The 13,265-nt window shown below is 38.3% G+C and carries 7 protein-coding genes; 4 read left to right on the top strand and 3 right to left on the bottom strand.

Annotated elements, in window-relative coordinates; translation table 11 throughout:
- Positions 1 to 8: 8 nt before the first annotated feature.
- The 3 genes from ACSSV9_RS01965 to ACSSV9_RS01955 are packed head-to-tail and all read left to right on the top strand — an operon-like array spanning position 9 to position 4,403.
- Positions 9 to 2,153, top strand: coding sequence for an ATP-binding protein (locus tag ACSSV9_RS01965; RefSeq protein WP_437345531.1), 2,145 nt, complete (start codon positions 9 to 11; stop codon positions 2,151 to 2,153).
- Positions 2,154 to 2,158: 5 nt separating this feature from the next.
- Positions 2,159 to 3,055, top strand: a complete 897-nt coding sequence (gene miaA / locus ACSSV9_RS01960) for a tRNA (adenosine(37)-N6)-dimethylallyltransferase MiaA (protein WP_437345530.1) — start codon at positions 2,159 to 2,161, stop codon at positions 3,053 to 3,055.
- Positions 3,048 to 4,403: a glycosyltransferase family 2 protein gene (locus ACSSV9_RS01955; RefSeq protein WP_437345529.1), complete on the top strand. Its 1,356-nt coding sequence runs from the start codon at positions 3,048 to 3,050 to the stop codon at positions 4,401 to 4,403. The genes miaA and ACSSV9_RS01955 overlap by 8 nt, the downstream gene beginning before the upstream one ends.
- Positions 4,404 to 4,516: 113 nt before the next feature.
- Here ACSSV9_RS01955 and ACSSV9_RS01950 read toward each other — a convergent pair whose 3' ends face one another.
- Entirely contained in the window at positions 4,517 to 7,696 is a 3,180-nt protein-coding gene (locus ACSSV9_RS01950; RefSeq protein ID WP_437345528.1) for a S41 family peptidase, read from the bottom strand.
- A 21-nt stretch (positions 7,697 to 7,717) separates the two neighbouring features.
- Positions 7,718 to 9,058: a PhoH family protein gene (locus tag ACSSV9_RS01945; protein ID WP_437345527.1), complete on the bottom strand. Its 1,341-nt coding sequence runs from the start codon at positions 9,056 to 9,058 to the stop codon at positions 7,718 to 7,720.
- A 102-nt stretch (positions 9,059 to 9,160) separates the two neighbouring features.
- Here ACSSV9_RS01945 and ACSSV9_RS01940 point away from each other — a divergent pair, with 102 nt between their 5' ends.
- A complete protein-coding gene (locus ACSSV9_RS01940) occupies positions 9,161 to 10,525 on the top strand; it encodes an NAD-dependent succinate-semialdehyde dehydrogenase (protein WP_437345526.1) in 1,365 nt (454 codons plus the stop codon).
- Positions 10,526 to 10,572: 47 nt separating this feature from the next.
- Here ACSSV9_RS01940 and alaS read toward each other — a convergent pair whose 3' ends face one another.
- Complete coding sequence (alaS, locus tag ACSSV9_RS01935; RefSeq protein ID WP_437345525.1) at positions 10,573 to 13,188, bottom strand: alanine--tRNA ligase; 2,616 nt, start codon at positions 13,186 to 13,188, stop codon at positions 10,573 to 10,575.
- Positions 13,189 to 13,265: the final 77 nt, after the last annotated feature.

The following is a 13,265-nucleotide window of genomic DNA, read 5'->3' as shown; positions in this document are numbered from 1 at the left end:
GCAATTTTATGGAAAATCAATTAATAAGCAGATTAAGCAGGAATAAGTTACTTAAAAATGTCGATATATCTAAAATTGAAGCGGATAAAATAAGAGGTAAGCTTTTCACTGTCAACGAAGGCGAATCGATTTACAGGGAAGGGGAACCTGCCGACGCTGTTTATCTAATTATTTCGGGTAAAGTTAATTTGATAAAAAAGAAACTACTCGGTAAATCGAAAGCATACATTTTCGAGGAAAACGAATTCTTCGGACAGGATGAAATACTCGAAGGCACTTCGAGAACTGCAGTAGCTATTGCATTATCAGATTCATACTTGATTGCGCTTTCAAAAGAGGAAATCGATTATTTGCTTCAGATCGACGAGAATATTAAAATAAATTTGACCCAACAGCCCATAGAAAAAGTAAAAGATTCTACTTCTGAAAATGAGATTCTCGGAGGCGAAGAACATTCAAAAACGCAGGAATTTTTTAAGCCGATTGACGATAAACAATTGCCAGAAAATAAAGATTTAAGCGACCTGACTTCGATTGATTTTCCTGAAGAAAAAACCGAAAGCAAGGAGAATCAAAACCAGGTAGATGATTTCAATTTTGACCTGCTGTTAGATGAAGATGGAATTCCGAAACCAGAATCTGAGTTGCAAGATATAATTGGATCAAAAGAGGAAACAGTGAAAGAAGAACTCGACGAGGCAATTTTTGATTTGCTTGCTGGACAGGAAGAAACTGAGGAAGCCAATACAGAACACGACGAAGATAAATTTACTCCTGACTTAATAGACAATTCCATAAATGCCACTGAAGAAATCAAAGAAACAAGAGTTGAGCAAACTTTTGAAAAGCGCGATGAAAATATGCCAGAAATTACTAACGAAGAACAAAACAATTTTGAGGAGATTGTTCAGGAAAATATAAACGAGGGCGATAAGAATGAACAAAAAGAAAGTAAAAAAGAAGAGGGAAATAAAATGGATATTGCTCAACTGAAGAAAATAATCAAAGCAGCCGAGCTGGTTAACTCCACAGTTAAGATAGACGAAGTATTGAAAAATATTGTTGAAGCAGCCACAGAAATTGCCGAAGCCGACCGAGGCACACTCTATCTGATCGATAAAGAAAAAAACGAACTCTGGTCGTTGATTGCGATGGGAAAAGAAATTAAAGAGATCAGATTAAAAATCGGTGAAGGAATGGCTGGATATGTAGCAAAGACGGGAGAGGTTCTTAATATAAAAGACGTATCGAAAGATATTCGCTACAGGTCGGATTTCGACAAAGCCAGCGGATACGAAACCAGAAACGCTCTTACTTTTCCGATCAAAAACAGAGAAGGTGAAATAATCGGTGTGCTTCAATTACTCAACAGTAAACACGGCGAATTTTCAAAAGATGACGAGGAAGTTTTAAATGCTATGTCGATACACGCTGCCATTGCACTGCAAAACGCAGAAATGGTAGAACGGCTTCTTAAGGTAGAACGAGTTCAATCGCTCGGCAAAATGGCTAACTTCCTTATCCAGGATATTAAAAAGCCGATATTGGTAAGTAAACGTTATGCCGAGCATTTGAGAAATAAAGATTTATCGCAGGATAACATTCAAATTATCGATATGTTGCTCGAACAGTTAAACCACGTTGCCGATCTGGTTCAAACTACATCGAGCTATTCTGAAGGAAAATCGATTCTGCGTACAATGAATATAAGTCTTAACAAAACATTAGACGACTATGCTTCGCGTATCGGCACTTATGTAGAGTCGAGGAATTGCAGCATTAAAAATGAATTCGATAAAGATGTAACCGTAAAAATTGACGTTAAAGAATTTTATCAGTGTTATACTCATATTATTAAAAACGCATGCGATGCCATGCCCGATGGTGGCACGATCGAAGTAATTACAAAGAAAGATGAAAAAAAAGGAGTCGTTAAGATATTAATTCGTGACTACGGACTGGGCATCGCAGATAGCCTGAAAGAAAAAATATTCGAACCTTTCTTTACACAGGGTAAAAAAGAAGGTACTGGTCTTGGACTTTCGATTACCAAGCAGATAGTCGAAGCACATAACGGCAAGATAGAAGTAGAAAGTTCGCTTGGCGAAGGCACTACAGTTATTATAACCATACCGTATGTTTCCGGTATGTAGCCGGTATGAAATATAATTTAATAACCATTCTTGGGCCTACAGCCGCCGGCAAAACAAAACTGGCGGCGCATTTGGCAGATCGATTCAATGGTGAAATTATTTCTGCAGATTCCCGACAGGTCTACCGTAGATTGAATATCGGTACAGGCAAAGACCTTGATGATTATATCGTAAATGGAAGACAAATCAAGTATCATCTTATTGATGTGGCTGAAGCGACCGAAGAATTTAATCTCTACACTTTCAATCAATTGTTTTATCGAGAGTACGAAGAAATTGTTCGATGCAATAAAACTCCTTTTCTCGTCGGTGGAACTCCACTCTATATCCATTCGATATTAAAAGGTTATAAACTTGGCAGGGCTGATTTTTCAAGATACGACGAGCTGCAAAAGCTTACAGACGATGAATTGAAAAAGATGCTGCTGGAAATTAGCCCTAAACTTCATAACACAACGGATCTGTCTGACCGCGATAGAATGATAAAAGCTATAATTGTCAAAAGCAGTCGTGAAGAACCTGCTAAAGTTAAAATTAATTCCCTCGTGCTCGGAATAAGATATGAAAGAAGTGAAATTAAAAAACGTATTACAGAACGCCTGAAAAGAAGGCTAAAAGAAGGGATGATCGAAGAAGCAGAGAGTTTGGTTAAATCCGGATTGACGTATAAAAAACTCGAATTCTTTGGTCTTGAATACAAATACCTCGCTCTTTATCTAAAAGGAGAATTGAATTATAACGACATGTTTCAAAAACTCAACAGCGCCATCCATTCCTTCGCAAAGAGACAAATGACCTGGTACCGTAAAATGGAAAGAGAGGGAATTAACATCCACTGGCTCGAAGGAGCCGACATCGAAAAGGCAACAGACATTATAATGAAATATTACTTCAATGGATAATTTACCTAACTTCATTAAAAAATATAAATATCTGGAATTAGAGAGGTCTATATTTCCAGATAACAAAAAATTGTACAATAACATAGTTGTAATTCCAGCAATCGACGAATACGAAAATCTTATAACTCTTTTGAACTCACTTGCCGCACTCGAAAAAAAATATTTAGCCGAAACGTTATTCCTCTTTGTTATAAACAATTCCAGATCAGCAAACGAAGGAATTAAAGAAAATAATCGTCGCAGTATTGAAATTCTGAAGGGCATTATTGATAATAAAGTCCCCGATTTGCATTTAAATCAATCAATTATTGAAGCCGGTTTGAACTTAGGAATCGTTGATGCATGCTCTCCTGGTAATGAATTGCCGGATAAATTTGCTGGTGTTGGCTATGCACGTAAAATAGGAATGGATCTGGCACTCACAAAATTTGACTATTCAAATGACAAAAAGAAATTAATCATTTGTCTAGATGCCGATTGCACAGTTGATAAAAATTATCTGACGGCTGTAGTGGAAAACTTTGAGAAAAGAGATCTTAATGCAGCTTATATCGACTACGAGCACAACCTGCCCGAAGACGAAATAGAGAAGAGTGCGACAATAACATACGAAATATTTCTCAGGTATTACGTCCTGATGCTAAAATATTCGGGTTCGCCGTATGCATATCAGACGATCGGCTCGACAATTGCCTGCACAGCTGAATATTATTGTAAGGCGGGGGGAATGAATAAAAAGAAAGCAGGTGAAGATTTTTACTTTTTGGAAAAATTAAGAAAACTGACTGAAATAAAATTAATTTCCGATACGAAGGTTAGGCCTGCAGGAAGAATATCGTGGCGTGTTCCATTCGGCACCGGTAGAAGTATTAATGAATTTTGCAGAAGCGTAAAGGAACAAGGTAAAGTTGACACGATTTTGTCCGTCTATAATCCCATGATATTTGAATTGCTAAAAGATTGGAATGATGCGTACTATCGTGATGATATAATAAACATCGACGAGATGTTAAGGTCGGCAGCTTCTGTTCATGAAGGTATTGAAAAATTTCTTATTGAACAAAATTTTCCGCAAGCATGGAAGAGAATCGTAAAAAATTCTGTAATTCCTGAACAGATAAAAAAACAAAAATTTCTCTGGATGGATGCTTTTAGAATTATGAAACTAATTCATTTTCTCAGGGATAATTATTTCCCGAATATTAATCTTTTTCAGGCGGTAGATAAGTTGTTTGAATTCTATGGAATAAAGCCAGCAATAGAAAGCAAAGAGATTTTGCCACCGGTCGATGTTCAGCTAAAATATTTAGAAATGATAAAAGACTTATATGTGAAGGTTCTCGATTGATAAAAAATGAGGGGCTGTCTAATATTTTTTTAGAATAACGTTCACTAATTTGACGAATAATTAGTTGAGCCTTTTAATTTTTTGACAGCCCCTTCAATCTGAATTAATCGTATTTACTTCTTATTGTCAATTTGTTCAAGTAAAATTTCTACTGCTTTTTTGAGCTGAGGGTCAATTCCTTTTTCAAGCCAGTCGGGTGGATTATCGACAATTATATCGGGGATAGCTGGACCCAATTCCTGGTTTTTATCGGTTGCCTTCACGAACCAGCCTCTAATAGGTAGTCTGACGTAAGAACCATCAATTAAAGTCCTTGCGTCTGTAGAGATGACCGAACCATTCGTTGGATAGCCGACGAGGGTACCGATTCCTAAATTTTTATAAGCATGTGAAAATATTTCAGCGTTCGAGTAACTTCCTTCGTTACATAGAGCAATCGAAGGCTTGAGCCAGGCAGCAAATACAAGGCGTTCTCCGGTCGGGTAATAATCTCTGAATTTTTTCTTTTCTTTTTCCAGATTTTCTGCGGCACCGCGTGGAATTGTGTATGCGTGTTGTTTGTAATTCAGTATCGTCATAAGTAAATCTGTAGTAAAACCACCTCCGTTATAGCGTACGTCGATTACTAAACCTTCCTTCCCATATCCTGCTGCAGTCAGTTCTCTTTCAAATTCTTCCAGACTTGGAATGTTCATTCCTTGAATATGAATATATCCTAATCGACCCTTTGAATATTCCTCTGTTAATTTTTTTCTGCTGTCGACCCATTCTTTGTATAACAAATCTCCCAATGATTTAACAGGGCGAATTGCTACTTCTCTCTTCCTTCCGTCAGTACCTTTTACGGTGAGTAATATTTTTTCGTCGGCCGTTTTATTGAGGAATTGATAAAAGTTGGAATTACCATTTAGAGCAATTCCATTAACCGAAGTAATTATATCGCCTTTATAAAGTTTACTTTCATTTTTATCGGCAGGCGAACCAGTCACCACGTGATTTACAAGCATTCCTTCGTCAACTGGAAATAATTCAACTCCGAGTAAACCTGTCTCGTCTTTCTGGGTTTCAATAAGATCCTGATTGCGGAATCCCATGTGGCTCGAATTTAGTTCTCCGAGCATCAAGTTGAACATATCCCTGAAATCGTAATTGGTTGAAGCGGCAAGACAGAGTTCTTTGTATTTATCTTTTAGAGCGTGCCAATTTTTTCCGTGAAAGTTTGGGTCATAAAAATTATCTCTCAAAGCACGCCATGCTTCTTCAAAAATCTGTTCTCTTTCACGTAAATGGTCGAGAAACATTTCTGCAATAAACTTAAGGTCCTCGCTTTTATCTTTCTTTGTGTCGATACGGGCAATATTCCCCCCTTCTTTCATGTAATAAAGTTGATCGTCTTTAGTAATGTAAAGGTTAGAGGGATTAATACCCGAGTTGGTTAATGCCTTTAGATCTTTTCCGTTCCATTTAATTGAAAAGATATCCCTGCCTTTGGCAGAAGTATTCTCAGCCGTGTAAAAAAATGTTTTGCCGTCGGCTGAAATAACCACGTCGTTTTCATTTCCTGAGAAGTCGGTTACATGTACCAAACGTTCATGTATATTTTCGAAGTCGATTTTAATTTCAAGGTTATTCTTTTTGTTCTTACTCGTGTCTTCGGTTTCTTTCCAATCTTCTTCCGTTTTTTCCCAATCCGATTTTTTAAGCCATACGAACCAAACATCGTTGTTCCTGTTGTGGCGTTCCGATATGAATGCCAGTTTTGTACCGTCTTTACTCCAGTGTGGACTAAAATCGGAGCGGGGATGCATACTTACATTTATAGCCGGAGAAGAATTGTCGGCAGCTTGAATAAATACTTCTTCATTGAAATACAAATCGTCCATCGAATAAGCCAGCCATTTATCGTCGGGACTCCAGCATACGCCGTGCGGTTCAGCCCAACTTTCTTGTAAGATAATAGCATTGCTCATTTTCCCATTGCTAGCAATTGAAGCTGTAATTAATTTTTTCTTTTCACCTTCCAGGAGGTAAGCTATCTTATCCATTTTGTTAGAAATTACCGGTGCAACTTCGTCTTCTTTTGAGTTTGTTAAACGGATGATTTCCCGCTTAAGGGTTTTGAATAGGTCGGGTTCTTTAACGTCAGATGACCTTATTAAATAGATTTCGAAATTATTGTCCGTTCTGTCAGAGGTAAATATTAATGTTGTATCGCTTAGCCATGCAATTCCTCTGTCGTTAAAGGGAGAATCCGATAAATTGATCGATTTGCTCTCCTCTTTGTTGTTCTCTTTTAAAAAGATTTCTCCCCGTACAACATAGGCCATTAATTTACCGTTTGGTGACACAGCGTATTCGGTTGCAGATTTGGAAAAAGTTTTGTACTCAACAGGATCATAGCGGTAGTCGGTACCTATATTTATGTCTACTGTACGGTAATCATTTGTTCGAGTATCAAGTAAATAAATCGACTGATGCTGCTCAAATACAATTAAATTGCCATCTCCGGAAATATTGAAGTGTCTTACAGAATGATCCTTGAAGTTTGTTATCTTCTCCGGTCGGGATGCTTGATTGCCGTTTACGTCAAGCTGGAGCCTGTAGATGTTATATTGTCCCGATTCTGAACTTAAGAAATAGAGAGTGTTGTCGTCTTTCCATCTGGGTTGAATGTCGTTAGTTCGGAAGAGATCCAGTTTGGTATATTTGCCGCTTTCGAAATTGTAAATCCAGATTTCACGGTTAGATGGTCCGTCATATTCAAGTCTTTCGACAGGATTAATGTCTGCTCTTACAAACGCAAGAAATTTTCCGTTCGGGGATAACGAGGGTTCGTAACCCTGTGTACCCAATAATCTTTTCTCTGTGCCACCTTCTTCCGATATAACATAAATTTCAGGAGGACGCTCAATTTTTCTAAATTCACGATATGTATTGAACAAAATATTTCCATCTTTCGTAAATGATGAAATATTATCATTTGCAGAATGATAAGTTAAACGTTTTGGTACGCCTCCGTTTGCTGGTATTATAAAAATATCATAATTACCGAATCGCTCTCCTGAAAATGAAATCTGGTTACCGTCTGGACTGAAAATCGGATTACTCTCGTAACCTTCGTGTACAGTCAGTCGTATTGCCTGTCCACCGTGTGATGGAACAGTCCAGATATCACCCTGATAAGAAAATGCTATTAACGAACCGTCGTGATTTAAAGATGGAAAGCGTATAAGTTTGTTCTGGGCATTTAAAAAAGAGTAAGAGAGAATAAACAGAAAGATTATTCTTTTCATAGATCCTCCGCAAGAAATTTATTAGAGCAGATTGCTTGCTAATTCGGCAAGTAAAGAACGCTCTCCTTTTTCCAGATTAACGTGAGCGTATAATTTTTGACCTTTGAAATGTTCTATCAAATAGGAAAGTCCGTTTGATTGTGAGTCGAGATATGGATGATCAATTTGATATATATCGCCGGTCAGAACAATCTTAGCGCCTTCGCCCGCTCGAGTAATAATTGTTTTGACTTCATGGGGAGTAAGGTTTTGAGCTTCGTCAACTATAAAATAAATGCGTTGTAGACTGCGACCTCGTATATAACTCAAGGGTTCTATAACCAGCTTTTCATCTTTGAGCATGTTGTTAATCATTTGATAGTTCTTGTCGGTTTCGTTGAACTGGTCCTGTACAACTTTTAAGTTGTCCCACAGCGGCTGCATATATGGCGCAAGTTTGCTTTCAACGTCTCCTGGTAAAAATCCAATATCTTTATTACTCAGAGGTACAACAGGGCGCGCCACATAAATTTGTCTGTAATCTTTTCTTACCTGCAAAGCACTGGCGAGTGCAAGCAATGTTTTACCAGTGCCAGCTTTGCCCGTTAAAGTCACAAGCGGAATATTTTTATTGATTAGAGCATTAACGGCAAAAGTTTGTTCAGCATTCCTCGGTTTTATTCCGTAAACTGTTTCCTTGTCGATTCTGTGAAACGCTTCCATTTCTGCGTCGAGGTACGCCAGTATCGAACGGTTCGCGTTTCTCAAAATAAAATACTTGTTAGGTACGACTTCGATATTATATTTTTTTGTGATTTTATTTGCTTCTACTTCATAAGGTGGCTGATAAAGTTTTTGAAGTATATCGTCGTCGAAGTTTTCAATTGTTTCCTTGCCGCTGTAAAGTTCTTCCACGTTTGGAATGCGGTCGGTTGTGTAATCTTCTGCGGGAATTCCAAGCGCCTTGGCTTTCATTCTTAAATTTACATCTTTGCTGACGAGAATTACTTTGCGTCTGCCGTCAAACTTTTGTCTTGCTTCGTAGGCAGTACTCAATACGCGATGATCTACATTGTCTTCTTTGAAGACTTCTTGAATTTCTTTTGCGAGCCCTTTCGTAATTACTATTCTAATTTTACCTTTCCCTTTGCCCAGCGAAATTCCGCCGTTGAAAATGTCGTTGCCCGTTATTGAATCGAGTGTGCGTGCGAACTCACGAGCATTGAGGTTTATTACCTGATTACCCCGCTTGAAGTGATCGAGCTCTTCGATTACAACCAGCGGAATAATTATGTCATTTTCTTCAAAATGATTGATACAGGTGGGATCGTGTAAGATAACGTTTGTGTCGAGAACAAACGTCTTGGGATTTTTCTTTTTCATAATAGAACAAAATTATTTTTTGTTTTCGATATTATGCGTAATTTCTTTTCGAACATACAAAATTTTAATGCAAAAGGAAAAAATAATTTGCCGGAGGCGAATATGCCGTTGAAGTCGATAAATCCAGCAACTGGAGATTTAATTAAAGAATTTCCGGAAATGAGCCCGGAAGAAGTAGAAAAAATTATTATCGCTGCCAACGAAGCGTATCGTCAATGGAGAGAATACAGTTTAGAAAAACGTTGTGAACTGATAAAAAATGCTGGCGACCAGTTGTTAAAAGAAAAAGAAGATTATGCCAGAATAATAACAAGCGAAATGGGAAAACCAATTACGCAATCGATAGCCGAAGTCGAAAAATGTGCATGGGTTTGTCAATACTATGCAGAGAATGCAAAAAATATTTTAGCAAACGAAATTATAGAAACAGATGCTTCCGAAAGTTTTGTTTCTTTTGAACCTCTCGGAGTAATACTTGCCGTAATGCCGTGGAATTTCCCTTTCTGGCAGGTATTCAGGTTCGCAGCGCCAGCATTGACCGCGGGTAATGGAGCAGTTCTTAAACATGCATCGAATGTATCAATGTGTGCCCTTTCAATCGAAGAGGTTTTTCTTAAAGCCGGGTTTCCCGAAAATTTGTTCAGAACCTTGCTCATTACTTCCAATTCAGTTAAAAATGTAATTGACAACAACTTGATTAAAGCGGCAACATTGACAGGTAGCGAATTCGCCGGCAGTGTGGTTGCTTCGGAATGCGGGAGTAAATTAAAGAAAACTGTACTGGAACTTGGTGGCAGCGACCCTTTTATCGTCTTGAAAGATGCCGATGTAGAAGAAGCCGCCCGGGTAGCAGTAAAAGCTAGGATAATTAATAACGGTCAGAGTTGTATCGCAGCTAAAAGGTTTATTGTAGCAGACGAGGTATACGATGAATTTATGGAAAAATTTGTCGATAATATGAATCGTTTAAGAGTATGCAATCCAATGGAAAGGGATTGTGACCTGGGACCAATAGCAAGAGAAGATTTACTTGTGGAACTCGAAGCGCAAATTAAAAAATCTGTTGAAAAAGGAGCAACAATAATTACGGGCGGGAAGCGTTCAAATGTTGAAGGATTTTTTATGGAACCGACAATACTTACTGACATCAAAAAGGGAATGCCCGCATACGAAGAGGAGATTTTTGGGCCGGTTGCTTCGGTAATTAAGTTTAAAAATGAAGAAGAAGCTGTAGAAATTGCAAATGATACTTCCTTTGGACTCGGTGCTGCCATCTGGACAAAGGATATTAACAGAGGCAAGTATCTCGCACATAAAATTGAATCCGGTTCTGTTTTTATAAACGGAATGGTTAAAAGCGACCCTCGTCTACCATTCGGGGGCGTAAAAAAATCGGGTTATGGAAGAGAATTATCTCACTATGGAATGAAAGAATTTGTGAATATTAAAACGATATGGATAAAATAAAACCGGCGCTCAAATGGCGCCGGCATTATTAAGTTTGATTTGTAACATTAGAGCATCTCTCTTAATAAATCGTCGACAGATTTAAGAGCTTCATCTATACGGGTAATATCCTTTCCTCCAGCTGTAGCAAGGTGAGACCTTCCTCCGCCTCCCCCTCCTACTACTTTAGCAACACTACCTACCAGCTGTCCGGCAGACAATTTTCTCTCTTTAATCAAATCATCAGAAACTACGCATACAATACCAACTTTACCGTCAATTTCAGATATCAATAGACCGACGCCACTTTTCATTTTTAATCGTAATTCATCGCCCATTGATTTCAAATGTTCCATATTGTCAACGCTTACTCTACCTTTGAAAAGTTTTATGCCGTTAACTTCAATGGGATTGTCGATAATGCTATCAAGCGCTGCAAGTTTATCTTTTAATTTTAGTTCGGATAACTCTTTTTCGAGTTTCTTTTTCTCTTCGAGGAGAGAATTGTAAAGCTCTTCCTGACGTGCTAATTTTAATTCTTGCTCTCTTATGAATTGTTCGACGCCTGCGCCTGTAACTGCTTCTATTCTTCTTATACCACTGGCGATAGAGGATTCGCTTATGATTTTGAATAAACCAATTTGCGAGCTATTTTTTACGTGCGTTCCACCACAAAATTCCATAGTGTAGTTGCCGAATTGAACCACATTCACTTTTTCACCATACTTGTCACCGAAGAACATCAAAGCTCCCATCTCTTTTGCCTGTTCGAATGGAATATCTCTATGATGAATAAGAGGCAAATTTTCTCTTAGCTTTTCATTTATGAGCGATTCAATCTGCTCCAGTTGTTGAGGGCTCGGTTTTTCGAAGTGACTGAAATCAAAACGGAGTCGATCGGGACCAACATACGAACCGGACTGCTGCACATGAGTACCCAGAATTTCGCGGAGGGCTTTGTGCAGAAAGTGAGTTGCCGAGTGATTCCTCATTATGTGCCATCGTCTCTTTTCGTCCACCTGGAGTGTTGCATTTATTCCAGGTTCGAGTTTAACTCCTTCCGATTTACTAACAACATGTACTATCATGTCATCGAGTTTAGCTACATTTAAAACGGGCAATTTTTTGTCCTCGATAATAATAAATCCCGTATCACTTACCTGTCCGCCGGATTCTACATAAAAAGGAGACTTATCGAAAATTATAAAAATATTGTCGTTGTCGTATTTCAATCCGATAATTTGAGCATCTGTAATCAATTCGTCATAACCGGTAAATTGAGTGGCGGTTTCCCTGACAAATTGAAAATTGTCTTTCGACTTATTTACAAAATTATTAGCTGTCAATTTTTCACGTGCAGATTTTCTGGCTCGTTCTTTTTGTTCTGCCATCAGCTTATTGAAACCATTCTCGTCTATCGTAAAACCGTGCTCGCGTGCCATTACATTTGTTAGATCAACCGGAAATCCGTAAGTATCATATAGCTTGAAGACTTCGCTACCGGGAATAACAGTTTGTTTCTCGACTTTAAGTTTTTCGATAAGCGAATCGAAAAGTTCCAGTCCACGGTCTAAAGTGGTGTTGAAGCTCTCTTCTTCAGCTTTAATTATTTTTTCGATGTTATTTTGATTTTCTTTTATTTCTGGAAATACATGAGAGAAGTTTCTGACGACAGTATCCACAATTTTGAAGAGGAAGGGTTCTTTTAAATTAATTTTTCTACCATATCGAGAAGCTCTTCTCAAAATTCTTCTCAGTACATAGCCGCGTCCGTCGTTACCGGGTATGGCTCCGTCAGCAATTGCAAAAGTAAGTGTGCGTATGTGGTCTGCAATAACGCGCATTGCTACATTGGCTATCCCCTGCTCCGATTTATCTTCGGCTGGTAGTGTGTAGTCGTATTTGTGTCCACTTAAATTTTCAACTGTAGAAATAATCGGTGTAAAAATATCTGTATCATAATTTGACTTTTTACCTTGAAGTACTGCTGTGATCCGTTCGAAACCCATTCCTGTATCGACATGCTTTGCAGGCAGTTCGATTAATCTACCTGTCTCATCTCTGTTATACTGAATAAAAACGAGATTCCAGATTTCGATGCACAGAGGACTGCCTGCATTAACCAATTTAGGATTGTCGTAATCGTCGCTTAAGTTGATATGAATTTCTGAACAGGGACCGCAAGGACCGGTTTCACCCATCTCCCAGAAATTGTCTTTTTCGTCGAATCTCAGGATATGGCTCGGATTAATGTCTGTCTCTGTTTTCCAGTATTGATAGGCTTCGTCGTCTGTTCGAAAGACTGTAGCCCATAATCTTTCTTTTGGAAGCTTCCATACCTCAGTTAATAATTCCCATGCCCAGGCGATGGCTTCCTTTTTATAATAATCGCCAAATGACCAGTTGCCGAGCATTTCGAAAAAGGTATGATGATAGGTGTCGTGTCCGACTTCTTCAAGGTCGTTGTGTTTTCCTGAAACCCGGATACATTTTTGTGTATCGGCTGCTCTTTTATATTCTCTGCTGCCGGTGCCGATAAAAACATCCTTGAATTGATTCATTCCCGCGTTTGTAAATAATAGAGTAGGGTCGCCGTGTGGAATAACCGGCGCACTGGGAACTATTTTATGTCCTCTTTCCGCGAAGAAATCGAGAAACTGTTGCCTGATCTGATTTGATGTCATATTATTCCGATTTTTTAGTTGTAAATATAATAAAAACATTACGTGTCTACTTATTAATGGGCTGTTGTTTGTTATAT

Origin of the sequence: Melioribacter sulfuriphilus (assembly GCF_051488685.1) — a bacterium.
Taxonomy (GTDB): domain Bacteria; phylum Bacteroidota; class Ignavibacteria; order Ignavibacteriales; family Melioribacteraceae; genus Melioribacter.
This window is presented reverse-complemented; position numbering and strand designations above follow the sequence as displayed.